Annotated in this window: 23 protein-coding genes; 4 read left to right on the forward strand and 19 right to left on the reverse strand. The window is 66.0% G+C overall.

The window, feature by feature from the left end:
* Positions 1–4: 4 nt before the first annotated feature.
* On the reverse strand, positions 5–244 hold the full coding sequence (locus J7355_RS12365) for a hypothetical protein (RefSeq protein ID WP_209063159.1): 240 nt from the start codon (positions 242–244) through the stop codon (positions 5–7).
* An 81-nt stretch (positions 245–325) separates the two neighbouring features.
* Here J7355_RS12365 and xseA point away from each other — a divergent pair, with 81 nt between their 5' ends.
* Together xseA and J7355_RS12375 are read left to right on the forward strand one after the other, a co-directional pair.
* A complete protein-coding gene (xseA, locus tag J7355_RS12370; RefSeq protein ID WP_209063160.1) occupies positions 326–1,708 on the forward strand; it encodes an exodeoxyribonuclease VII large subunit in 1,383 nt (460 codons plus the stop codon).
* A gap of 353 nt (positions 1,709–2,061) precedes the next feature.
* Positions 2,062–3,150: an SH3 domain-containing protein gene (locus J7355_RS12375; RefSeq protein WP_209063162.1), complete on the forward strand. Its 1,089-nt coding sequence runs from the start codon at positions 2,062–2,064 to the stop codon at positions 3,148–3,150.
* A 592-nt stretch (positions 3,151–3,742) separates the two neighbouring features.
* On the opposite strand, the gene der is transcribed toward J7355_RS12375, so the two are convergent.
* From der to J7355_RS12445, 14 genes are all read right to left on the reverse strand, one after another.
* Entirely contained in the window at positions 3,743–5,095 is a 1,353-nt protein-coding gene (gene der, locus J7355_RS12380) for a ribosome biogenesis GTPase Der (protein ID WP_209063164.1), read from the reverse strand.
* 22 nt (positions 5,096–5,117) lie between these two features.
* On the reverse strand, positions 5,118–6,302 hold the full coding sequence (gene bamB, locus J7355_RS12385; RefSeq protein WP_209063166.1) for an outer membrane protein assembly factor BamB: 1,185 nt from the start codon (positions 6,300–6,302) through the stop codon (positions 5,118–5,120).
* Positions 6,299–6,970: a tetratricopeptide repeat protein gene (locus J7355_RS12390; protein ID WP_209063168.1), complete on the reverse strand. Its 672-nt coding sequence runs from the start codon at positions 6,968–6,970 to the stop codon at positions 6,299–6,301. The genes bamB and J7355_RS12390 overlap by 4 nt, the downstream gene beginning before the upstream one ends.
* Before the next feature lie 70 nt (positions 6,971–7,040).
* Complete coding sequence (gene hisS / locus J7355_RS12395) at positions 7,041–8,315, reverse strand: histidine--tRNA ligase (protein ID WP_209063170.1); 1,275 nt, start codon at positions 8,313–8,315, stop codon at positions 7,041–7,043.
* A gap of 122 nt (positions 8,316–8,437) precedes the next feature.
* Positions 8,438–9,472: a helix-turn-helix domain-containing protein gene (locus J7355_RS12400; RefSeq protein ID WP_209063172.1), complete on the reverse strand. Its 1,035-nt coding sequence runs from the start codon at positions 9,470–9,472 to the stop codon at positions 8,438–8,440.
* Entirely contained in the window at positions 9,472–10,224 is a 753-nt protein-coding gene (gene pilW, locus J7355_RS12405; RefSeq protein WP_209063174.1) for a type IV pilus biogenesis/stability protein PilW, read from the reverse strand. The genes J7355_RS12400 and pilW overlap by 1 nt, the downstream gene beginning before the upstream one ends.
* Positions 10,221–11,402, reverse strand: coding sequence for a 23S rRNA (adenine(2503)-C(2))-methyltransferase RlmN (gene rlmN / locus J7355_RS12410; protein WP_209063175.1), 1,182 nt, complete (start codon positions 11,400–11,402; stop codon positions 10,221–10,223). The genes pilW and rlmN overlap by 4 nt, the downstream gene beginning before the upstream one ends.
* Positions 11,403–11,424: 22 nt before the next feature.
* On the reverse strand, positions 11,425–11,850 hold the full coding sequence (gene ndk / locus J7355_RS12415) for a nucleoside-diphosphate kinase (RefSeq protein ID WP_209063177.1): 426 nt from the start codon (positions 11,848–11,850) through the stop codon (positions 11,425–11,427).
* Between the two features lie 126 nt (positions 11,851–11,976).
* A complete protein-coding gene (locus J7355_RS12420; RefSeq protein WP_209063179.1) occupies positions 11,977–12,324 on the reverse strand; it encodes an iron-sulfur cluster assembly accessory protein in 348 nt (115 codons plus the stop codon).
* Between the two features lie 7 nt (positions 12,325–12,331).
* Positions 12,332–12,727 (reverse strand): iron-sulfur cluster assembly scaffold protein, encoded by a 396-nt coding sequence (locus tag J7355_RS12425; protein WP_209063181.1) that lies wholly within the window; start codon positions 12,725–12,727, stop codon positions 12,332–12,334.
* Complete coding sequence (locus J7355_RS12430; RefSeq protein WP_209063183.1) at positions 12,724–13,896, reverse strand: cysteine desulfurase family protein; 1,173 nt, start codon at positions 13,894–13,896, stop codon at positions 12,724–12,726. The genes J7355_RS12425 and J7355_RS12430 overlap by 4 nt, the downstream gene beginning before the upstream one ends.
* Positions 13,893–15,059, reverse strand: a complete 1,167-nt coding sequence (locus J7355_RS12435) for a cysteine desulfurase family protein (protein WP_209063185.1) — start codon at positions 15,057–15,059, stop codon at positions 13,893–13,895. The genes J7355_RS12430 and J7355_RS12435 overlap by 4 nt, the downstream gene beginning before the upstream one ends.
* 18 nt (positions 15,060–15,077) lie before the next feature.
* Positions 15,078–15,803 carry a serine O-acetyltransferase gene (gene cysE / locus J7355_RS12440; protein ID WP_209063187.1) on the reverse strand — a complete coding sequence of 242 codons (726 nt, stop codon included), beginning with the start codon at positions 15,801–15,803 and terminating at the stop codon, positions 15,078–15,080.
* 165 nt (positions 15,804–15,968) lie between these two features.
* Positions 15,969–16,772 carry an RNA methyltransferase gene (locus tag J7355_RS12445; protein WP_209063189.1) on the reverse strand — a complete coding sequence of 268 codons (804 nt, stop codon included), beginning with the start codon at positions 16,770–16,772 and terminating at the stop codon, positions 15,969–15,971.
* 101 nt (positions 16,773–16,873) lie between these two features.
* On the opposite strand from J7355_RS12445, the gene J7355_RS12450 reads away from it, so the two are divergent.
* Complete coding sequence (locus tag J7355_RS12450) at positions 16,874–17,665, forward strand: inositol monophosphatase family protein (RefSeq protein WP_209063191.1); 792 nt, start codon at positions 16,874–16,876, stop codon at positions 17,663–17,665.
* An 827-nt stretch (positions 17,666–18,492) separates the two neighbouring features.
* Here the strand turns inward: J7355_RS12450 and secF are convergent.
* From secF to tgt, 4 genes are all read right to left on the reverse strand, one after another.
* On the reverse strand, positions 18,493–19,434 hold the full coding sequence (gene secF / locus J7355_RS12455) for a protein translocase subunit SecF (protein ID WP_209063193.1): 942 nt from the start codon (positions 19,432–19,434) through the stop codon (positions 18,493–18,495).
* A gap of 10 nt (positions 19,435–19,444) precedes the next feature.
* Positions 19,445–21,298, reverse strand: a complete 1,854-nt coding sequence (secD, locus tag J7355_RS12460; RefSeq protein WP_209063194.1) for a protein translocase subunit SecD — start codon at positions 21,296–21,298, stop codon at positions 19,445–19,447.
* A 77-nt stretch (positions 21,299–21,375) separates the two neighbouring features.
* The gene (yajC, locus tag J7355_RS12465; protein WP_209063196.1) at positions 21,376–21,705 is read right to left on the reverse strand and encodes a preprotein translocase subunit YajC; all 330 of its coding nucleotides are present in this window, start codon (positions 21,703–21,705) and stop codon (positions 21,376–21,378) included.
* Between the two features lie 92 nt (positions 21,706–21,797).
* Positions 21,798–22,943, reverse strand: a complete 1,146-nt coding sequence (gene tgt, locus J7355_RS12470) for a tRNA guanosine(34) transglycosylase Tgt (RefSeq protein ID WP_209063198.1) — start codon at positions 22,941–22,943, stop codon at positions 21,798–21,800.
* A 141-nt stretch (positions 22,944–23,084) separates the two neighbouring features.
* Here tgt and dacB point away from each other — a divergent pair, with 141 nt between their 5' ends.
* Positions 23,085–24,617: a D-alanyl-D-alanine carboxypeptidase/D-alanyl-D-alanine-endopeptidase gene (dacB, locus tag J7355_RS12475; RefSeq protein ID WP_209063200.1), complete on the forward strand. Its 1,533-nt coding sequence runs from the start codon at positions 23,085–23,087 to the stop codon at positions 24,615–24,617.
* Positions 24,618–24,690: the final 73 nt, after the last annotated feature.

Here is a 24,690-nt window from a genome sequence, read left to right on the forward strand (position 1 = left end):
GGCTTTACGTGGCCGTATCGCCGCCGCAAAGACCGCGGATTATAAAGGAAGCCCGGATCGTTTCATACACGCTCGCGGCCACCCTCGCCGGTTTGCCGATGCGCTTTCGGGCCGCCGCCAGCGCGCTCGCGGCGGCACCTCGGGGCTGAGCGGAGCGCGTCGCGATCAGGCACGCGGCGAGCACGCGATCGCAGCGTGAGACGATACGCGGCGGATTCGCGCCATACTGCGCGACAGCACGCATGTGTCGCGCGGTGCGCAACGCCTAAACCGAACACCACCGCCTGCCGCGGCGGCCGATTTTGCCAGGACAGCCCAACGCTCCATGACCAGCGCCTCTTCGAACCCCGGCCAGGACTCGCGCATCGTGTTCAGCGTGAGCGAGCTCAACGCCTCGGTGCGGCAGCTGCTCGAACACAGCTATGGCCTGCTCTGGGTCGAGGGCGAGATTTCCAACCTCGCGCGGCCCCGGTCGGGGCATATGTATTTCAGCCTCAAGGATGGCGATGCGCAGGTTCGCTGCGCGCTGTTCCGCGGCAAGGCGCGGCTGATCCGCACACCGCTGGCCGACGGCGACCAGGTGCGCCTGCGGGCGCGCGTGAGCCTTTATGCCGCGCGCGGCGATTATCAGCTCATCGTCGAGCACGTGGAGCCCGCAGGCGACGGCGCGCTGCGTCGAGCCTTCGAACAGCTCAAGGCCCGGCTCGATGCCGAAGGCCTGTTCGCGGCCGAGCGCAAGCGCGCCCTGCCCGTAGCACCCGCGCGTATCGGCGTGATCACGTCGGCCACGGGCGCGGCAATCCGTGACGTGCTCAGTGTGGTTTCCCGGCGTTTTCCGCTCGGCGCGGTGCGTGTCTACCCGGTGCCGGTCCAGGGCGATGCGGCAGCGCCCGCGATCGTGAACGCGCTCACGCAGGCCAGCGCGCGTGCCGACTGCGACGTGCTGCTGCTGGTACGCGGTGGCGGCTCGCTCGAGGATCTTTGGAGCTTCAACGACGAAAACGTCGCCCGCGCGATCGTGGCCAGCCGCGTGCCCGTGGTTTCCGGGGTGGGCCACGAAGTCGACGTGACCATTGCTGATTTCGCCGCCGACATGCGCGCGGCTACGCCCTCAGCTGCCGCCGAGCTGGTGTGCCCGGACCTGACCGCCCAGGCAGCCGCCCTGCCCCGGATCGCCGAGCGCTTGAACGCCCGCATGAATGCGCGTCTGCAGGCCGCGCGCGAACGGCTGAACGGCCTCGAGGCGCGGCTGGCGCGCCAGCATCCGCGCCGGCGCCTGGAAGTGCCGATGCAGCGGCTTGACGTGACCGAACAGCGGCTGCACCGCGCGATGCAGCGGCGCTTCGATCGCGAAACCGAGCGCGTCGCCGCCCTCGGGCGTCGACTGGAACAGGCATCGCCGCAACGCCGGCTTGCGGCCGCGCAGCTGCAGCGCGAAACGCTCGCCCGGCGCCTGGAAACCGCCATGCGCGCGCGCCTGCACAACGCCGACCAGCAACTCAGAAACGCCGGGCGCGCGCTCAATGCGGTCAGCCCGTTGCAAACACTCGAACGTGGGTATGCTATCGCCCGCGATGATCATGCTCATGTCGTACGATCGGCCGATACAGTAGTACCGGGTGATCGCCTGAGCGTGGATCTGGCCCGCGGGCGCCTCGATTGCGAGGTACGCGCGGTGCATGTCGAATCGGGAGAGCGCTCCACCTGATCACTGCCGCGAAGCCGGCGGCGCGTGATGCGAGGGGTATGTGTCAGCCGGCAAAGGGCCTGTTAACACTGCCGCCAATCGCCGCGTTGCTGTCCAAAAATTTGCCAGGCTAGGCGCGAGGAGAGAAGTTTGGTGAGCCAAATGAACGACGAGCAACGCCGCATGGCGGATTTTTGGACGCAACCCTTCGGGACGCGGTCCATTTTCGCGCAATTCGGCGTTGCAGTTCGCTCATGTAGCACAGCTACAACACGCTCACTGCGCCTTGCCTTGCACAAAAATGGCCCGCGGCGCGGCGATTTCGTCAGTGTTCACAGGTCCTAAAAATCAACGTCAAAGGGGTTTTCAGACCTATGTTCCAACCTTCGCCTGCCGCGCCGCGCGGCCGTACCACGATTGTCGCCGCGCTCGCGGCCCTGTTTTTGCTGGCTGGCTGTGCCACCGGCCCGCGTGTCGTCACACCCGAGCCGCCGCCCGTGCCGGAAGGCGGCGACGCCGTGCCCGAGCAGAACGAGGTCGTGCTTTCAGACGGCACGCAGCTCGTCGCGGACGCGCCCTGGGGCCGAATCAAGATCGAGGCCGGTCCGGGCCTACGTCGCGTGTACACGTGGCGCGGTCATCGCCGCGGCGTGGTGCTGGAGCCGCGCACGGAACGCTTCGCCGGCAGCATGGGCATTCACTTCGAGGGCGAGCCGCCCGTCTGGGAACCGGCCGACGGCATCACCAAGGTGGATATCGAGGAAGGCCAGCGCCGCTTCGAGACCGTGGACGACGCCCTGATCTGGATGCAGATCCGGCGCCTGCGCTACAGCTACACCAACGACGGCATGGTGGTCGGCTGGAAACCCGATGGCGATACGCTAGTGGTCGAGCTGTGGCAGTTCTATATCGACGGCGAGAAACCCACCAGCCTGCCCAAGGCCGAGGACACGCGCCTGGCTGTTGGCCCGCTGCAGGTCGTGCCGCAGGAAATGCAGCCGCAGCTGGTGTTTGCCGACGGGCACACCGAGCCCTACACCACCGCAACGGCGGCCAAGCATTCCGTTGCCGCGGCCGGGAGTCAGGCCAGTTCGGCGCCCATATCCTGTAACTGGTTCCAGCGTACGTTCACCGACTGCAGCGCGAGAGCTGAAGCGGCGGCGAAAGCGAAAGCCAAGGCCGAAGCCGAGGCACGAGCCAAGGCACAGGCAGCCGCCGAAGCCGCGCGCGCCGCGGCCGCCAAGCCGGAGACCCCGCCGGAGCCCGAGTATCCCTCGGCGACGATCAGCGGTAGCACGGTCAATATCCGCGAGGGATCGAGCACGAATACCAAGGTGCTTTTCCAGGCTAAGGAAGGCGACGCGGTCGAGATCCTGAAAGAGGATAAAGACTGGCGTTACGTGAAATTCGAGGATGATCGTGAAGGCTGGGTCGCCAACTTCCTGCTCGACCACGACGAATGAAGCGATCGTAGACCGTCCCGCTGTACGGGAGACGCCGCCGCCAAGGCCCGAGTCAACGGCATGGGCCGGTTGAACGTCTCCTGACAGGGTTTCACGTACGACGGCGGCAGGGCACGGCATCGTCCGCTCTGCCGCCGTCTGCGTTTCGGCGTTCGACCACGGCCGGATCATGCCGGCCTAGGGATCGGCGGATCAATCCGCCGTCGGTCACGCACGCGCGTTATCCCCGCATAGGGCTGAACTCACACACGCCAGCGCCCGTCATGGCCATCCGTTCGCCACGAGCGATTGGCCGACAGCCCGTCGTCGCCTGCCGAAAGGCGCAACTCACGAGGCTGTCCTGGGATTAGAGCGTAGCCGCAGGTCGAAACACACGGCGCATGCCAGGCATGGCAAATCGGCGTCAGACCCGTTCGGCGACGCGCTGATCGCGGGCTTTGCTTGGTTCGTGCCGGGCACATGCGTCGTGGGGCCGACGCGTCATCCGCGCGAGAGACAGCACACGCGCTCCGGCGGTCGCCGGTTCGTGCTTGCAAGGCAATCAGGCCAGGGGCGAGCACTCGGCCGAACGCAGGGCCGGCCTGTCTAGCGTCTAGCGCCGGCGTGTGCGAGGCTTGCCCGCGTAGGGGTTATCGCTGTTCTTGAACACCAGATGGATGGGCGTGCCGAACAGGTTGAACTTCTCGCGAAAACGCCGCATGAGATAGCGCTTGTACTCGTCCGAGAGGCGCTGCGTCTGGTTGCCGTGGATCACGATCGTTGGCGGATTGCGCCCGCCCTGGTGGGCATAGCGCAGCTTGATACGTCGCCCATGCACGGCCGGCGGCGAATGACCCTCGACCGCATCCTCCAGCGTGCGCGACAACGCATTGGTGGTCATCTCGGCAAACGCGGCCTTGTGCGATGCCTGCACGGCGTCGAGCAGTTCACGCAGCCCCGACCCATGCAGCGCCGAAATGAACAACAGCGGCAGGTAGTCGAAGGCGCCGATACGCTCGACCAGCTCGGCATGCAGCTTTTCGCGCTGCTTCGCGGGCAGGCCGTCCCATTTGTTGACTGCGATCACCGCGGCCCGGCCGCGTTCGATGGCCAGACTGAGCAGACGGATGTCCTGCGCGGACAGGCCGCTGGCGGCGTCCAGCATCACGATCACGACCTGGGCCTGTTCGGCGGCCTGCATGGCCTTGACCACACTGACCTTTTCCACCGGGTCGTCGATGCGTGTACGCCGGCGAATACCCGCCGTATCGACGATGACGTACGGCTTGTCGTCGAAAGTGAATTCGCTGGCCACCGCGTCGCGGGTGGTGCCCGGCGCATTCTGAGTGAGCATGCGTGTCTCGCCGAGCAGGCGATTGACCAGCGTCGATTTGCCCGCATTGGGCCGACCGAGCAGCGCCAGCCGGATGGCGTCGCGATGATGAGGCAGAACCTGCGCACGCGGTTCCGGCAGGTTCGAAAACACATGCTCCAGCACCAGCGCCACGCGATCCCCGTGGGTCGCGGATACCGCCCAGGGGTCGCCCAGCGCCAGCGCATGGAATTCGGCGACGGCGGTTGCGCTGGTCTGGCCCTCGCTCTTGTTGACGATGACGTGCACGGGCTGCTCGATACGGCGCAGCTGCTCGGCAATCGTCTCGTCGCCGGCCAGCAGGCCCTGGCGCGAGTCCACCACGAACAGCACCACGTCGGCCTCGTCCAGCGCGGCACGGGTCTGTGCAAAGGCCTGACTGTCGATGTCCTCGTCGTCCTGGCCTATCCCGCCGGTATCGATGACGATATAACGCCGGCCGGCATGGACCGCGAAGCCGTAGTGGCGATCACGCGTGACCCCCGGCTGGTCGGCGACCAGCGCGTCGCGCGAGCGCGTGAGCCGGTTGAACAGCGTGGACTTGCCGACATTCGGCCGGCCCACGAGGGCCACCACGGGGAGTACGGGTTCCATGGGGCCGGCCTCGGCGATGCGGCTATCGATCGCCGTTCGGCGCGAAACGCAGCGCGGCGATCTCGCCGAACGCGCCAAGCACGATGACCCGGTTGCCGACCACGATCGGCTGCGAACGGATCGGCTCGTCGAAGACGTGGCCGCGCGCGATCACGCTGCCATCGTCGGCGGACAGCCAGTGCACATAGCCTTCGTAGTCGCCGGCCACGAGATCGCCTTCGTACAGCGTCGGGCCGGTGAGTTCACGATACTTGAGCCCGTCCTGTTCCCAGCTCGCGCTGCCGGTCAGGCGGTTGATCGCTTGCAGGTCGCTGTCGCGATCGGTCGCGTAGATATTGCGCTCGTCGTAGGACAGCCCCTGCTCGGAAGCCACGGACTGCTTCCAGCGTACGCGCCCGGACGTGGTCGCCAGCGAGGCCAGCTGGCCACCCGCGCTCACCGCATAGAGTTCATTACCGATCACCAGCGGGTCCGCATCGATATCGACGATGCGCTCAAGCTCCGAACGGCCGCTCGGAAAGGCGATGGCCTGCGACCAGCGCTCTTCGCCGGTATTCACGTCCAGCGCGAGCACCTTGCCGTTGTCCAGCCCGGCGTAGACGGTGCCGTCGTCGATGACCGGCGACGAGGTACCCCGTAGGGTCAGCGTCGGCACGCTGCGTTCGATCGTCCAGCGGCGTTTACCGGTGGTCAGGTCGAGCGCGACGAGGCGGCCGTCGAGCGTGCGGGCCACGGCCAGCTCGCCGTTGGCGGCAGGCGCCGCGATGATCTCGCTGGACAGCTCGGCGGTCCACTCGCGTTCGCCGGTGTTCGCCGACAGCGCGACGATTTCGCCGTCGCGCGTGCCCATGAGCAACAGCCCACCCGCGACCGTGGGGCCGGCGATCAGCCGGTTGCCGGTACGCGAACGCCAGATCCGCTTGCCGGTCTCCAGGTTCAGGGCCACGACATAGCCGTCGAGGTTGGCGACATAGGTCCGATCGCCCTCGATCGCCGGATCAAAGCCGCTGACGTATTCGCCGGCGCCCTCGCCTGCGTCGGTCTTCCACACCGTTTCCATGCGGTAGGCAGGCGCGGTGAGTTCGGTCAGCGGCGTCGGTTCGGCGACGTTCGCGCCACCGCCACAGGCGGTCAGGAACGCGCCGGACAGCGCAAGTGCGGCGGTGAGGCCCGTTACGGCGAGCGGGTTGTTGCGTCGATGATTCATGATGCGGAAGCGCTCTCCTGGTCGGACGGCGCGTCGGCGACGTCGGCCGGCGCGTTATCGGCAAGCTTGGTCTCGAGCGCACGGCTCGGCGTGTCCTGCGGCAAGGTGTCGAGTGCGCGCTGATAGGCCTTGTAGGCCGCCTCGCGATCGCCCTGCGCCGCGTGGATATCGCCGCGCACCTCGGCATAAAGCGCATCGAACGCCGGCGGGTGCTCGGCGTCGAGCATCTCCAGGGCCTGCTCGGGCTCGCCCTGCGTCCACACCAGGCGCGCGGCGCGCACCCGCGCGATATGGCTCACGCCCTCGTTCGCGGCGTTGTTCATGGCCCAGTCCAGCTGCTCGCGCGCCTTGGCATACTCTTGCTGCTGCACGTGGTAACCGGCCAGCCGCAGCGCCGCGCTCGCCGCATACGGCGTGCCGGCGTAGTCCTGCTTCAGCCGCGCCACGGTCTCGAGCACGGACTCGTCGACGTTGCCGCCCGCGATGCCCTGCTCGACCTGCTGATAGACATCGGCCGCTTCGGTGGCCTGATTGTCGGTATACCAGCCCCAGCCCTGCCAGCCGACGATCACGACGACGCCCACGAGCACGCCGATCACCAGCGCCATGCCGTTGGAATCCCACCAGCGCTTGAGGCTGTTCATTTCTTCGTTATCGAATTCGGCCATGCGTCGAGCTTTGCGTTGTTATTGGATTGAGAACGTTCTAGAGACTTCGGTTTCGTGCGCCGGTTCAATATCAGCCGGCAAGCAATGCGGCGATACGCGCGGCGGCCTCATCGATGGCGACCTGTTCCTGCGGCCGCCGGTCGGTCAACGGCTTGATCTGGATTTCGTCGGCGGCGGCTTCGTCGTCGCCGAACACCAGCGCCAGCTGGGCGCCGCTCTTGTCTGCGCGCTTGAACTGCGACTTCATGCTGCCGCCACCCACATGCACGCGCAGACGCAGATCGGGCAACGCGTCGCGCAATGCTTCGGCCAGCGCCGGCACTCGTGCGCTCGCCGTGTCGCCGGTATGGACGAGATAGACCTGCGGGGTCAGATCGTCAAGCGGCACGTTCTGGTCGAGCATGAGCGCGATCAGACGTTCCACGCCGAGCGCGAACCCCATGGCGGGCGTCGCGCTGCCGCCGAGCTGCTCGACCAGGCCGTCGAAACGACCGCCGGAGCACACCGCATCCTGCGCACCGAGATCCGCGGTGATCCACTCGAACACCGTACGGGTGTAGTAGTCCAGCCCGCGCACCAGTCGCGGGTTGATGGTGTAAGCGATGCCGAGCGCATCCAGGCCCCGGCACAGGCCGTCGAAATGCGCGCTGGATTCTTCGCCGAGATATTCGCGCAGCGTGGGCGCCTGGGCGACCAGCTCGGCCATGGCCGGATTCTTGGTATCGAGAATACGCAGCGGATTGCGATCGAGACGGCGCTTGCTGTCGTCGTCGAGGCTTTCGAGATGGGCGCTGAAATAGCGGTGCAAGGCATCGCGATAATCGGCGCGCTCGTCCGGCGTGCCCAGCGTGTTGATCTCCAGCCGCATGCCGGTCACGCCCAGGGCCGCGAACAGACGCGCCGCCATGGCGATCTGTTCGATATCCACATCGGGCCCGGTCTGGCCGAAGGCCTCGACACCGAACTGGTGAAACTGGCGATAGCGCCCTTTCTGCGGCCGCTCGTAGCGAAACATCGGGCCCGTGTACCAGAGCCGCTGGGTCGCGTTGTGGAGCATGCCGTGCTCGATACCGGCGCGCACCGCACCGGCCGTGCCCTCCGGGCGCAGCGACAGCGACTCGCCGCCGCGATCCTCGAAGGTGTACATCTCCTTCTCGACGATGTCGGTGACCTCACCGACGGCGCGCTTGAACAGGCCCGTGCGCTCCATGATCGGCAGGCGGATCTGTTCATAGCCGTAACCGGCGAACACGCGGGCGGCCACGCGCTCGAGCGTGGCCCAGGCCGCATTGTCGGCCGGAAGAATATCGTTCATCCCGCGGATGGACTGGATACGCTGGCTCATGGATCGGGTCGGGCTCGTGTCCGGAAGCGCAAGTTCGCAAACGTGAATTTCGAGTGATCAGTTGTGTCGGCCAAGGCGCGAGAACGCGCCAAAATCGTGCAGCATACTCACGCCACTGGGCACTAGTTATCGCGGGCTTCAACGGTCAGCCGCGCGGTGCTGTTGCTCGTGGTCTGGGCAGCCACGTCGACATCCTGGCCACCGATCTGCATGCTCACCCCCGGCGCATAGCCGAGCGTGATGCGGTACGGCGCCTCGGCGTCGAACTCGCGCGTCTCGCCGGCTTCGTAGATGCCGGTAAGCAGCCGCGAGCCGTTGGCGTCGCGGATATCCACCCAGGAGCGATCGGTGAAGTTCACCACCAGATGATTGGGTGCGACCTGCGGCTCCGGCGGCGCCTGTCGGGCCTCGCGGCGCCGGCGCTCGGCCTCGCGATCGATACCCAGCGTGTCGTTGACGTTACGCCCGCCCGTGCGCTGGCCGGTGTTCGGCGCAGCGGCGCCCGCCGCGCTGCCGGCGTTCGCGCCGTTGCCCGGCGAGACGCGCAGGCTGGTTCCGGTCTCGCGCGAGCGGTTGCTGGTCGGCCGTCCGTTGCCGGTCGCGCTGCTGTTACCACTGCCGATGCGCGTGCTCGTGCCGGCACTGTCCTGACCGTCGGCGACGGCGCTCGTATCACCGCCCTGGCCGGCCGTCTGTTCGTCGGAGACGTCGCTGTCGGGCATGAACAGGAAGATCACGCCCACCACGACCAGCAGCACCACCACCCCGATCAAGCCGAAGGCGCGCCAGTTGGGCGGCGTGACGTCCTGGGGCACGACATCGACGGCCGCCGGCGGCGCGGTCTGGGACGATGTCTTCTTGCCGCCCCAGGCCGCATAGGCGTCCATCATGCGCTCGGTATCGATATCCAGAACCTTGGCGCACTGACGGTAGTAACCGCCGGCAAAGATCGGCTGCGAGAGTTCGTTGAACTCGTTGTTCTCGAGCGCATGAACGGCCTTTTCCGAGAGCTTGGTCTCGGCGCACAGATCCTCGACCGACCAGTCGTGCGCCAGACGCGCCTCGCGCAGCAGCTCGCCCGGCGACTTCATGTCGGACCGGCTGCGCGTCGGACGCTCGGGGACGCTTTCTTCGGAAGGCTGTGTCGATTCGTTCATCAGCGCGATTGCTCCAGTTGGCGCAGCGACAGCGTCGCACTCGGTTCGCGGGCGTTGTGGCGCTCTACGTAGGCGCCTGCCGCATCGCGGTCACCCAGGGCCAGTTCGATACGCGCACCCAGCAATAGCTGCTCGGCGTCGAGCTGGTCGACCGCATCGGCACGCTCGTTGAAAGCGCGGGCACGCAGAAAATCACCCTGCTCGAATTTCAGCCGCGCCATATCGGTCAGCGCCGTGAACTGGGCGGCGTCGGCTGCGAGCGCTTCGCGATGGTAACGCTCGGCGGCCTCCGGCTGGCCGGCACGATGCAGACACAGGCCGGCGTTCGCCAGTGCGTCAGGACGCCCTGCATAACGCTTGTCGTTGGCCGCGCGGTCGAAATATTTCACCGCGCGGTCGACATCGCCCTGCTTGCACAGGAAGGCGGCATAGCTGTTGTAGATCGGCGCGCCGGGCTGCAGATCCAGCGCTTTTTCATAGTAGCGCCGGGCATCGGCGGTTTCGCCCAGGCGATCGCTCACGATCGCCATGCCCCAGTTCGCGGAGAGATTGTTGCTGTCGAAATCCAGCGCCCGACGGAACCGCGACAGGGCCTGTTCGTTGTCGTCCTTGCGCAAGAAATCTGCACCGAGACTGGCGTTGGCCTCGGCCGCCCGCTGGCTGTCGACGGCGTTGCGCGAACCGGCACAGCCGGCGCTGGCCGCCAGAACGACCAGCAACAAAACGACGACTACACCGCGGGGCTGCTTCATACCGGCTCGGCCCGTTTGGACTCGACCCGGATCGGCACATCACGAAAATGCCGTTTCTGCTTGCTGCGCACACGGCCGACAAGCTGTCCGCAGGCGGCATCGATATCGTCGCCGCGGGTGCGCCGCACGGTCGTGCGCAGCCCCTTGTTGTGCAGGATGTCCTGAAACTTGCGAATCCTGGCCTCGTCCGGCCGGGTGTAGCCGCTGCCGTCGAAGGGATTGAACGGGATCAGGTTGATCTTGGCCGGCCGGTCGGCCAGCAGCTTGACCAGCCCGCGCGCCTGCTCCGGATTGTCGTTCACGCCATTGAGCAGGACGTATTCATAAACCACATGCGCGCGGCGCTGCTTGCCCTGCACGTAGCGATCGCAGGCGCCCATGAGCTCGGCCAGCGGATACTTGCGGTTGATAGGCACCAGTTCGTCGCGCAGGGCGTCGGTCGGCGCGTGCAGCGACACGGCCAGGGCGACGTCCACTTCCTCGCGCAGGCGATCCATGAACGGCACCATACCCGAAGTCGAGACCGTAACCCGCCGTTTCGACAGGCCGAATCCGAAATCGTCGAGCAGAATGCGAATCGCCGGCACCACGGCGCGGTAGTTGGCCAGCGGCTCGCCCATGCCCATGAACACGATATTGGACAGCGCCCGTTCGCCGTGCACGAGGCCCTGCGCACGCAGGTCGTGCTCGGCCATCCACACCTGGCCCACGATCTCGGCCGTGGTCAGATTGCGGTTGAGCCCCTGCTTGCCGGTGGCACAGAAGGAGCAATCCAGCGCGCAGCCGATCTGCGACGAAATACACAGCGTCGCGCGGTCGGCCTCGGGGATATAGACCGCTTCGATGGCGTTATCCGGGTCCAAGTCCTCGGTAACCGCCAGCAGCCACTTGCGGGTGCCGTCGCTGGCTTTCTGTTCGCGGATCTTGGCGGGCGGGCGTATCTCGGCGATGTCGGGCAGACGCTCACGCAGCGCCTTGGACAGATCCGTCATCGCCGAGAAGTCGGTCACGCCGCGGGCATAGATCCACTGCATGACCTGCTTTGCCCGGAACGCCGACTCCCCATGCTCACGAAAGAAGGCCGCCATGGCCTCGCGGTCCAGACCAAACAGATTGACACGCGTCGCTTTCGCGGCGGTGCGACCGGTATCGGCGTTGTCGCTGGCTTTCGTGCTCATGAGCAGACGGCGCGGTTGGGATTTATCGCGGGCAGAGGCCATCCTGGCCGAAGAAGAAGGCGATTTCCTGCTCGGCGGTTTCCGGCGCATCCGAGCCATGGACGGCGTTGGCGTCGATGGATTCGGCGAAATCGCCGCGAATGGTGCCGGCTTCGGCTTCCTTCGGGTTGGTCGCGCCCATCAGGTCGCGGTTCTTGGCGATGGCGTTCTCGCCCTCGAGAACCTGCACCATGACCGGGCCGGAGATCATGAAGGACACCAGCGCGTCGAAGAACGGACGCTCGGAATGCACGGCGTAGAACTTCTCGGCATCCTCGCGGGACAGATGCACCATGCGGGCGCCGATGATGCGCAGATCGGCCTTTTCGAAGCGGCTCAGGATCTCGCCGACCACGTTCTTGGCTACGGCATCGGGCTTGATGATGGACAGGGTGCGCTCAACGGCCATGGTTTCTCCCTACTGGAAACTGCAAATCGCGAAAAATGCGCACCAGCAAGCAGCTGGCACGACGGCTAACCTCCCATTGTAGCGCCGTGGCGCCGCGATTGTCAGGGCGGTCTACGCCGTCGCAGCCTAGACGGTGAACGACTCGCCGCAACCGCAGGCGTTCTTCGCGCGCGGATTATCGAATCGAAACATGCGGTTGAGCCCTTCCGACTTGAAGTCCAGCGTGGTGCCGCGCAGCACGGCCATATGCTTGCGATCGACCACGACCTTAGCGCCGTGGCCCTCGAATACGTCGTCGTTGGCGCTGATCTCGTCGGCGTAGTCCATGGTGTACATATAGCCGCTGCACCCGGACTTGCGCACGCCGACCCGCAGGCCGATACCGCTGCCCCGCTTGGCGAGCTGCGCATTGATACGCTCCGCTGCCGCCCGGGTCAGGGTGATTTCTTCGCTTTCGACTGCCGTTTCACTCATAGCCTCATCATCCCAGATTGCTCGATGCCCTGGCCAATGCCATGTCCAGCGCGTCCATGACAAGCAGCGCGGCGTAGCGCTCACCCGCCGCAAGCGCCAGAGCCTGTTCGATCGCCCGCAGATTTAATCTGCGGGCGTCTTTGATCGTTCGATCCTCTACCTGTTCGCAGACCCAGTCCGCGCAGGCCACGACCACGGGCGGACCGAAGGCCGCGAACGCCGCCGCGACAATACGCCCATCGTCGCCGCCATGCTCGCAAGCGAGCTGGATGCGACAGTGCGCGTCTTCACCGGGCGTATCGGCCTCGCCCAAACCGTGCCATTGAATAATGGCACATTCTGCGATCGCATGTCGCGGCGCGAGAAAACGCGAAAGCCAGCCGGCATCCCGGTCGCGGTTCATACCGCGCCGGCCAGCGCGCGCAGACGCCGCACCTCGGCGACGAAGCGCGCGCCCGCCTCGTCGACGGCCGCGGTATCGGTATCGGTATCCGAACCCAGACTGAAACGAATGCTCGCCCCCGCTTCACGAGGCGTACGCCCCATCGCGCGCAGCACATAGGAGGACTGCCCCTTCGCCGCGCTGCAGGCCGCCCCGGAAGACACCGCCAGCGCCGGCGCGCCTTCCGTGAGCCCGACCAGCAGGGCTTCGCCGTGCACATCCGCCACGCTGACGTTGAGAAACGGCGCCGCCAGATGCGCGCGTTCGCCGTTGCGCATGACGCCATCGAGCGTCTCGATATGCGCCCACAGGCGGTCGCGCAACGCCGCGAGACGCTGCTGTTCCGAATCGCGGGTCTCGGCCACACGACGCGCCGCGGCGCCGAACCCGGCGATCTGGTGCGTGGCGAGCGTGCCGGAGCGCAGCCCGCGCTGCTGTCCGCCGCCGTGAACCTGTGCCGCAATACCGGTCCGCGGGCGCACGAAAAGCGCACCAATGCCTTTCGGGCCACCGATCTTGTGCGCCGAGACCGACAGCAAGGCGATGTTCATGCGTGCGCAATCGATCGGCAGACGCCCCAGACTCTGGGCCGCGTCAACATGCAGCAGCGCGCCATACCGCCCACAGATCGCGCCGATCGCTTCGATGTCCTGAATTACCCCGGTTTCGTTGTTCACGTGCATGACGGAGACCAGCGTGGCGCCATCGGCCACGACCGTCTCGAGCGCATCGAGATCGAGCCGCCCCGCGCTGTCGACACCCAGACGCGTGACGCGCGTGCCGCGTCTTTCCAGCCAGGCGAGCGTATCCAGCGTGGCGCTGTGTTCCGTGACGACGCTCACGACATGCGCCGCATCGCCGACGAACTCGGCCGCGCCCTTGAGAGCGAGATTGATCGATTCCGTCGCGCCCGATGTCCAGATCAGATCGCGCGGCCGCGCATTGACCAGCGTGCCCAACGTATCGGCCGCCATTTCGACCTGTTCGGCCGCGGCACGCCCTGGCGCATGCAGCGATGCCGGATTGGCCGGCGTTTCGAGCAGCGCCTGCTGCATCGCCTCGAACACGCCCGGCGCGAGCGGTGTCGTCGCGGCATGATCGAGATAGCGGACGTCGCGCGTGGCGCTCATCCCAGAACGGATGCGCTGATACTGCCGGGCATGGCCATCCCGCCGCCGTCCGACAGTCGGCCGAGCACGCGCAGGAATTGCTGGATCTCGTCGAGGGTGTTCTGCGGGCCGAGGCTGACACGAATCGCGCCCTGGGCCACGGCCGGATCGACGCCCATGGCGAGCAGAACCGGGCTCGGTTCACCGGTGCCCGCGGCACAGGCCGAGCCGGACGAGACCGCAATATCCTCGCGATCCAGCAGCATGAGCAGGCCTTCGCCGTCATAGCCGGCCACCGCGAACTGGCAGGTGTTGGCCAGTCGTTCCGCATTGGCCGAGAAACGGGTGATGCCGGGCATTGCGTCGAGGCCGGTCTCGAGCTTGTCGCGCAGATCACGCATATGCGCGATCTCGGCGTCTCGGTCGGCCATGAGCCGTTTTGCCGCCGCGCCGAAGCCGACAATGCCGGCCACGTTATAGCTGCCCGAACGCAGGCCCTGTTCGTGGCCGCCGCCATGAACCAGTGGCGACATGTCCATCTGCTTGTCGACGACCAGCGCCCCGACGCCTTTCGGGCCCTGGATCTTGTGCGAAGACAGGCTCGCGCAATGGGCGCCGCTGGCGGCGAAATCGAAGCCGAGCTTGCCGACTGCCTGGACCGCGTCCGTATGCAGCCACGCGCCGGCCGCACGCACGACGGGCGCGATCGAATCCATATCCTGGATCACGCCGGTTTCGTTGTTGGCCACCATGATCGAAACGAGCGCCACGTCGCCACCGGCAAGCTGGCGTTCCAGGTCGGCCACATCGACCCGCCCTTCGCCATCGACTGCCAAACGGTCGATCTGCCAGCCGTCGCGTTCAAGCGCTTCCGCCGCATCGGTTATCGCGGGATGCTCGATCGGCGATATCAGCATCCGACCCGGCCGGCGCAGGGCGGCCACGCCCTTGAGCGCCATGTTGTCGGCCTCGGTGCCCCCGCCGGTGAAGATGATCTGCGAGGGATGCGCGTTCACGCAATCGGCAACCAAACCACGAGCCTCGTCTACCGCGGCGCGCGCCTCGCGACCGGCGCGATGCAGCGACGACGCGTTGCCGTGGCGTTCGGTCAGCCACGGGCGCATCGCCTCGAACACATCGGGATGCATCGGCGTGGTTGCGTTGTGGTCGAAATAAATGCTCATGGCGCGGGCTGGCCAGTATCAGGCCTTGTCCGTCTGCTGTTCGCCCAGCTGCTCGCTCAAGCGCTTGGTCAACGCCTCGAGCTCGTCCTGGCGACGTTCCAGCGAGTCGATATGATCGAGCATGGCGTCGATGCCGCTGGCCACCGGGTCGGGCATGTCCTGGGCTACGCCATACGTCGAGAAGCCGATGCGATCGGCGGTCTCGCGGCGCCGATCCTCGGGCGTGCCGTCCTTGCATTTGACCAGCTTGGCCGGCACGCCGACCGCGGTGCAGCCCGGCGGCACTTCCTTGACCACCACCGCATTGGAGCCGATCCGGGCGCCGGCACCGACCGTGAACGGCCCGAGCACCTTGGCCCCGGCGCCCACGACCACGTCGTTGGCGAGCGTCGGATGTCGCTTGCCGGGGTTCCAGCTCGTGCCGCCGAGCGTCACGCCCTGGTAGAGCGTCACGTCATCGCCAATTTCGGTGGTTTCGCCGATCACCACGCCGAAGCCGTGGTCGATGAAGAAACGCCGACCGATGGCCACCCCCGGATGGATCTCGATGCCGGTCACCCAGCGCGACAGGTGTGACACGAAACGCGCCACCCATCGCAACCGGTGGGTCCAGCACCAGTGCGCGACCCGATGCCACCAGAGCGCGTGCAAACCCGGATAGGAAAAGATCACTTCCCAGACGCTGCGCGCGGCCGGATCGCGCTCGAAGATGGTCTGGATGTCCTCGCGCATGCGGGCGATCATGTCGTGCCCCTGCGCACGGCCCGCACAGTGCGCTGCGCGGGTGATGGCGAATCGTGCTGATTCATGCTGTTGTCCTCGCGCCGATCGGGCGTCTTTCGGTCAGTACTGCACTATTTCGGGTCTCGGGCGCCCGGATCAAGTCTTGTCGACCGGGCGCGATGCGGCTCAGCCCCGATCGGCGGACGAGTCGTCGGCATTCACGGCCCCGCGCAACGGCCGGCGACGCGGATCCAGCGCGCGCAGCGCGCCGCGCAGGATGTTGAGCTCGGTGCGATCCGGCGCGGCCCGATTGAACAACCGGCGTACGCGGCGCATGAGCACACCCGGGGCTTCGGGATCGAGAAAACCGCTGGCAACCAGCACGTCCTGCCAATGGCCGAACAGGCCCTCCATGTCGGCGGTGGACACCGGCTCGTGTGCCGGCGCCGCCTCGGGCGCGTCGCCGGCGGCCATACGCAGTTCGTAGGCCACGACCTGCACGGCCGCGGCAAGATTCAGCGAACGATAGTCCGGGTTGGTCGGCACCTGCAGATGCAACTGGCACAGATCCAGTTCCGCGTTTTCGAGCCCGCTGCGCTCGCGGCCGAACACGAGCGCCACGGTCTGATCCTGTGCCACATCGATGGCGCGCATCGCTGCCGTTCGTGCGTCCACCATCGGCCAGTGGGTACTGCGCCGGCGCGCACTTGCCCCGATCGCCAGCGCGCAGTCGCCGATTGCGGCATCGAGCGTGTCGTAAACGCGCGCCGCCTCGAGTACGTCGTCGGCGCCGGACGCGCGGGCGCTGGCCTCGGGATCGGGATAACGCTCGGGTGCGACCAGCACCAGATCGTGCAGGCCCATCACCTTCATCGCCCGCGCCGCGGCGCCGATGTTGCCCGGATGTTGAGCGCCAACGAGCACGATGCGCAGCCGCTCGAGCCGCGCTGCATCGAAGACCCTGTTTTCAGCCGTGGCTGGATCCGTCATCACCGGTTCTCGCATCGCATCAGGCGTGCAGATGGTACGCTACACGGCTTTTCATGGCTCGCCCGCGCGCCCAGCCGCCGGGGTTCGACAAGGATTCGCCGATGCAACCGTTGACCAATATCGCCGTGACGGCCGCCCGCCGCGCCGGGGATGTGATCCTGGGCTATTACCGGCGTGGCGATACCGGCGAAGTGACCGCCAAGAGCGGCCGCAACGACTTCGTGACCGAGGCCGACCAGCGCGCCGAGAACGCGATCATCGACACCATCAGCCGTGTGTATCCCGACCATGCCTTCATGGCCGAGGAATCCGGCGAAAGCGGCGACTCCGAAACCGTGTGGATCATCGACCCGATCGACGGCACGGCGAACTTCATGGCGGGGATCCCGCATTTCTGTGTATCGATCGCCTGCCAGGTCAACGGCGTGATCGAACACGCGGTGATCTATGATCCGGTCAAGGACGAGCTGTTCACCGCCGATCGCGGCGCCGGCGCGTCGCTCGACGGCAAGCGCATCCGCGTGACGCGCACCGTGCGCCTGCGTCAGGCCCTGCTGGCCACCGGCTTTGCCTATCGCAAGAAGCACGATATCGCCACCCACATGCCGGTGTTCAACCGTCTGCTGTCCGCCAGCGCGGACGTGCGCCGAGCCGGCTCGGCCGCCCTGGATCTGGCCTATGTGGCCGCCGGGCGACTCGACGGCTTCTGGGAAATGGGCCTGGCGCCCTGGGACATGGCGGCCGGCCTGCTGCTGGTGCGCGGCGCGGGCGGCATTGCGGGCGATATCAAGGATCAGGACCCGCTGCAGACCGGCAACGTGATCGCCGCCAACCCGAAGCTTTATCCGCAGTTGATCGAGAAGATCGAGCGGACGCCGCGCGGGGGTTCTTAGACAGAGCGCGGTCGAGAGCAGCCGCGCGGGTAGATTCGCTGATCTAGCCACCAGTCTTTCGGCACTCACGAGTTTGTCGGCCCTTTTGTTTCGCACTGCTGTGCGACTCACTTTCTTTTGCTTGTCCAAAAGAAAGTAAGCAAAGGAAAAAGACACCCGGGTTGCGCGCCGGCACTGTGTGCCGGTCCACTGCGATGCTCGGTCCGAAGGGATGCGGCCAGAACTCGGATCGCTTTGGCGATCCTCAAACAGCTGGCCGCACCGGCGCAGTGCGCCGGACACCCTTCGGCCCTGCGCTTCTCGTCGCGCCACACGGGGGCCCAATACAGGCGCGGCCAAGCTAGCTAACGGTGTTGCAACAACTATGGAATAAGAGTTGAGCAGTTTAGCTGCGTTCCGGTCGGACTCGCCTTCGGCGTTGTCCGACGAAGATCTCTTCGCGATCTTGGCGAAGCGCAAGCGAGCCTGCCTTTGTCTGTATAGGGCCCCTTGGGCGCAGCGCCGAGCAGTGGAGGCCGAAAGAGAAAAAGACAGACGGATGTCTGAGTCGCGCGCAGCGCGGCGAGTTTCCGGCTGTCCTCTTTCGGCCGGAGCCGCGCAGGGCATCGGCGCAAAGCGCCGACGCAAGACAGGGTGTCTTTTGTTTTGGTGACTTTTATTTGGACAAGCAAATAAAAGTGACTCGCGCTGCAGCGCGAAACCTCAACTAGAAATCCACCTGCACCGTTGATTCAGAACTCGCGATACCGATCCACGAGTTTTCTAGCCTAGCCTTGCGTCGCAAGGCTGCGACGCAATCCGCACCGAGGCTGTGAACCGGCAGAAAGCTAGCGCGTAGCCCGCGCCGCCTTCTCCGCATCCTCTTCCTTGGGCGGAAACAGATCGTGACTGTTGATATCCAGCCGCAGCGCCAGCGCACTGGCCACGAAGATCGATGAATAGGTACCGATCAGCACACCGATGAGCAGCGCGGTGGCAAAGCCGTGGATGATCTCGCCGCCGAGAAAAAACAGCGCCAGCAGCGTAAGGATCGTGGTCCCCGAGGTCATCAACGTACGCGCCAGCGTCTGGTTGATCGACGCGTTGACCACTTCGGCCGGCGTGGCCTTGCGCATGCGCCGGAAATTCTCGCGAATACGGTCGTAGACCACGATCGTGTCGTTGAGCGAGTAGCCGATCACCGCCAGCAATGCGGCAAGCACGGTCAGATCGAAATCGAGGTGAAACAACGAGAACACGCCGAGCGTGATCAGTACGTCGTGCACGAGCGCTGTCACCGCGCCGGCGGCCAGCTTCCAGTGAAAGCGCACGATCACGTAGATCAGGATCGCGATCACCGTATAGAGCAGCGCCAGGCCGCCCTTGTTGACCAGTTCGTCGCCCACCTGCGGGCCGACGAACTCGACGCGCCGCAACTCGGCCTGGCTGTTCTGGCCCTGCAGCGCCTGCATGACCTGGGTGCTGACCTCGGAGCTTTCGGCGCCCTCTTCACTCGCCAAACGGATCATCACCGCGTCCGACGCACCGAAATGCTGGACCGTGGCATCCGGATAGCCGCCCTCGGCGAGCGCGCCGCGCACGTCCTCCAGCGGGACCGCGTCGGGATAGCCGACCTCGACCACCACGCCGCCGGTGAAGTCCACGCCGAAGGTGAGCTTCTCCATCGAGAACGACACGAACGTCACCAGTACGAGCAGCGCCGAGAAGATCACGGCGTACTTGCCGTAACTGACGAAGTCGATCGATGTATTGGGCTTGATCAGGCGCATGTCGGACGACTCAGATGGAAAGGCTTTGCAGCCGGCGCTTGCGGCCGTAGACCAGATTGGCAATGGCGCGGGTGCCGACAATCGCGGTGAACATCGAGGTGATGATGCCCAGCGACAGCGTCACGGCGAAGCCCTTGATCGGCCCGGTACCGAAACCGAACAGCACCACCGCGGCTATCAGGGTCGTGACGTTGGCGTCGGCAATCGACGAGAACGCCTTGTCGTAACCGGCCTTGATCGCCGACTGCGGCGTGTTGCCGGCATCCAGCTCCTCGCGTATTCGCTCGAAGATCAGCACGTTGGCGTCCACCGCCATGCCCACCGTCAATACGATGCCGGCGATGCCGGGCAGCGTGAGCGTGGCTTGCAGCAACGACAGCAGCGCGACGATCAGCACGAGATTCATGAACAGCGCGGCGTTGGCAAACAGCCCGAAGCCGCGGTAGTACACCACCATGAAGGCCACGACGAGCAGAAAGCCCACGATCACGGCCATGCGGCCCTGCTCGATGTTGTCGGCGCCCAGGCTCGGGCCGATGGTGCGTTCCTCGACGATGTTCACCGGCGCGGCCAGCGCACCCGCGCGCAGCAGCAGGGCCAGATCGTGCGCTTCGTTGCGTTCCAGGCCCGTGGTCTGGAAGCGCTTGCCGAAGGCGCTGCGAATGTTGGCCACGCTGATGACTTCCTCGACCCTCTTGCGCTCGCGGATCTCCTCGCCGTTCTCGTAGCGCGTCTCGATCTTGTTTTCGATGAACAGCACCGCCATCGGATCGCCCACGTGCGCCGAGGTGACGTCGAACATCTTGCTCGCCGCCTGGCCGTCGAGCGTCACGAACACCGCCGGGCTGCCCGACTGCTGATCGAAACCCGACGACGCATCGACGAGCTGATCGCCCGAAGCGATCACGTCCTGTTCGAGCAGGATCGGACGGCCTTCGCGGGTCTCGTAGAGTTCGGTGCCCGGGGGCGGCGTACCGCTGGACTGGGCCGCCTGCGCGTCCTTGCCCTGGGCGACGAGCCGGTATTCGAGTGTGGCCGTCTTGCCCAGAAGACGCTTGGCTTCGGCTGTGTCCTGGACGCCCGGCAGTTCGACGACGATGCGCGACTCGCCCTGGCGCTGCACCAGCGGCTCGGCGACACCGAGTTCGTTGACGCGATTGCGCAGGGTGGTCAGGTTCTGCTGCAGCGCAAAGTCGGTGATGCGCTGCTGCTCGGTTTCGTTGAGGGTCGCCACGAGCGCGTTGTCGCTGCCGGAGGCCGACCGGAAATCGAGCACGTCGAAGTCGCTGTTCAGCGCATCGCGCGCTTCACTCATGACTTCGGCGTTGGGGAACTGCAGCCACACGCTGTCGCCGTCGCGAGCCGCGCGGCTGTAGCGAATCGACTCGTCGCGCAGAAAGCGCGGAATATCGCGCGCGTAGCGATCGTAGGTCTCGTTGAAGACCGTTTCCATGTCCACTTCAAGCAGGAAGTGCACGCCACCGCGCAGATCCAGCCCCAGCGCCATCGGCTCGGCACCGACCGCGCGCAGCCAGTCCGGCGTACTCGGCGCGAGGTTGAGCGCGATGGTGTAATCGTTGCCGAGCTGGCGCTTGAGCACGCCGGCCGCCTTGAGCTGGTCTTCCGTGCTCGCGTACAGCGCCAGCAGGCGCCCTTCCTCGAGCGTGACGCCCTCGGGCGCCACATCGGCGTCGCTCAGCGTGCGCTGCACACGCTGGACCAGCGCCTGGCTGGCCGCGTCCCCGCTCGCCTGCGAGACCTGAACCGCCGGCTGCTCGCCGTACAGATTGGGCAACGCATATAGCACGCCCGCCGCAAGCACGAACAGCAGCAGCAGGTATTTCCACAGTGGATAGCGATTCATAGGGCCCCGATCAACGATCTATGGTTCTGCCCGGCCGACACCTCGCCACGGGCCGGGCAGACCAGACGAGGATGCGCTTAAAGCGATTCCAGCGTGCCTTTGGGCACCACGCTGGCGACAGCGTTTTTCTGGATACGGATTTCGACGCCGTCCGAAACCTCGACGACGATGAAGTTCTCACCGACCTGGCGAATCTTGCCGGCCACGCCGCCGGAGGTGACCACCTCGACGCCCTTCTCCAGGCTTTCGAGCAGCTTCTTGTGTTCCTTCTGGCGCTTCATCTGCGGCCGGATGATCATGAAATACATGAACACGAAGAACAGGCCGACCATGATCAGCGTCGGCATGATGCCGCCGCCTGCGGGCGCGCCGCCCTGCGCATAGGCCGGGGAAATCAGAAAATCCATAGTTCGCCTCTTTCGATGACTGGTGGTTCAGGCGTGGAACAAGCCGCGTAGTATGCCACAGGCATTCGCGCCCCCGACGCACGTGTGCGCCGTCATGTACCGGCGTTGCCATAGCCGAACCAGGCCGCCTGCGCCGTGCCTGCGCCTTCGGCGGACGTGAAGAATTCGCGCATGAACGCCGCGTAGCGATCCGCCTCGATGGCATCGCGAATACGCTGCATGAGCGCCTGGTAATAGTACAGGTTGTGCCAGGTGTTCAGCCGCGCGGCGAGGATCTCGCCGCAGCGATACAAGTGATGCAGATAAGCCCGGCTGTACCGGGTACAGGTCGGGCATCCACAGTACGGATCCAGCGGCCCGGTATCGTGCTTGTGTACGGCGTTCTTGATCTTGACGACGCCCTGAGAGGTGAACAGATAGCCGTTGCGGGCATTACGGGTGGGCATGACGCAATCGAACATGTCGATACCGAAGGATACCGCTGCCACCAGATCGCTCGGCGTGCCCACACCCATGAGATAGCGCGGCCGGTCGACCGGCGTGACCGGCAGCACGCCTTCGAGCACCCGCGCCTTGAGATCCCAGGCCTCGCCCACCGACACGCCGCCGATGGCATAGCCGTCGAAGCCGATATCCACGAGCGCGGCCATCGATTCGGCGCGCAGATCGTCGAACACGCTGCCCTGATTGATCCCGAACAGCAGATTGGCGCTGTCGCCGTGGGCTTCGCGACAGCGCGCCGCCCAGCGCATCGAAAGCTGCATGGACGCCGCCGCGTCTTCTTTGGCGACCGGGTAGTCGGTGCATTCGTCCAGACACATGACGATATCCGAGTTCAGCGCATGCTGGACCTCGATCGAGCGCTCGGGCGATAGATACTGTGACGAGCCGTCGAGCGGCGAGCGAAAAGCCACGCCGTCCTCGCTGAGCTTGCGCATCTCGGCCAGGCTCCAGACCTGGAAACCGCCCGAATCGGTCAGAATCGGGCCGTGCCAGTGCATGAAATCGTGCAGCCCGCCATGCAGGTTCACGATCTCCGTGCCCGGACGCAGCATCAGGTGATAGGTATTGCCGAGCACGATCTGGGCGCCCAGGCCGGCCAGCTCTTCCGGCGTCATGCCCTTGACGGTGCCGTAGGTGCCCACCGGCATGAAGGTGGGGGTGTCGACCACGCCATGCGGCAGCGACAGACGAGCGCGACGGGCGTCGCCGGATTGGGCCAGACGTTCGAGATTCATGGCGGCGCAGTGTAGACATGCCATTGCATGGCGTCGACGCCGAATGCGCGTCTTTCGTCAAATTGAGTCGGCAGGCGTGCTACCCATACACTGCCGCTTTCGCCGCGCCGCACCGGGCCTGCCGGCCCCAACGGGGAACACATGTTCATTGCTCGCACACCGGGCCGAAGCCAGCGTCGTGCTGGCCGGGCACCGGCCTCCTTGGCGTTACTCGCCGTATCGGCCCTCGTTCTGGCCTCGTCGCTGCTCGCCAGCACGCCCGCGTTCGCCGCGCCCTATCTGAACTCGCTGCGCGAGCTGTCGCAACGCGCGGACGTGACCGCCCTGGTGATCCGTCTCGACGACATGTCGGTGATCGACCAGATCAACCCGGACCAGCGCCTCACGCCGGCCTCGGTCAGCAAGCTCTATGCCGCGAGTGCCGCGCTCGAGCAGTTCGGGCCCGCGCATCGCTTCGTCAGCCGTTTCACCAGCCAGGGCAGCGTGTCCGGGCAGACGCTCAACGGCGATCTGGTCTTTCTCGGCGGCGGCGACCCGTCGCTGGACAATCCGCGCCTGTGGTCGCTGATCAACGGCCTGCGCGAACGCGGCATCACCCGCGTGAACGGTAATCTGATCGTCGACGACGGCCTGTTCGGCAGCGTTCCCTGCCTCACCAAGGACCGCTGCGACGCCCAGAGCGTGGCCTCGCATGCCTATAGCGCGCCGCTGTCCTCGGCGGGGGTGAACTTCGCCACCATCCAGGCCAATGTCTATCCCGGCGCCCGTTCGGGAGACCCGGCCCGTGTCGCCCTGCATCCGATGGGGCTTTCCGGCTACACCATCGACAACGATGTCGCCACCGGGCTGCCGCATACCCGCCCCAGCCTGAGCGCCTGGCGCACCTACGACGGCGGCCGCTCGACCCTGCATCTACGCGGCTCGCTGCCGCTGGGCACCGGCCCCTATGAAGTGCATCGCGCGGTGACCGGCCCGGCGACGGATACCGCCCGCGTGCTTCTGACCATGCTCGGCGATATGGGCATCAGCGTCAGCGGCAGCGCGCGAGTGCAGGCCAACGCCAGCGTTGGCGAGACCCTCGCAAGCGTCGAAAGCGACACCCTGGCCGAACAGCTGATCCCGCTGATGGCCTATTCCAACAACTATATGGCCGACACGCTCACGCTCGGCCTGGCGGCAGACAGCGGCTACAACCGCCCGCTCACCCTGCCACTGGCTTCGCAGGCGCTCGAAGCGCTGGCCGATCGCGCCCTGCGCGAGAACTTTCCGAGCAAGGCCGGCGCCGGCAGCGGCGCGGTGCTGGAAAGCGGCAGCGGCCTGGCCGTGAGCAACAAGCTCTCGGCGCGCGATCTGGTCGCCCTGCTGTCTTATATGTATCGCCAGCCGTCGCTGTTTCCGGCGTTCTACGGCAGCATTCCGGTGCCGCTGTCGGCGCCGTCGCGCACCCTCAAACAGGGCAATTTCGATTGGCTCACGCGTATCAACGCCAAGACCGGCACCCTCAGCGAGCCGGTCACCGTGCGCGCGCTGGCCGGCTATTTCCGGCTGCAGAGCGGCGGCTACGGCGCGTTTGCCTTCGTGATCAACGGCACGCGCTCGCGCCCGTCGCTGAGCTACCGGCAGACCGTGACCGCCTACCAGACCGACATGGAGTCGATTCTCGCCGACTATTGATGCCGCCCGGCCTAGTTTTCAGCGGTAAAGCATTGGTCGCACATCGTCACACCGGTATACTCCGGCGCGTTCA

Source organism: Endozoicomonas sp. G2_2, assembly GCF_017744135.1.
Lineage (GTDB): Bacteria > Pseudomonadota > Gammaproteobacteria > Nevskiales > Salinisphaeraceae > Salinisphaera.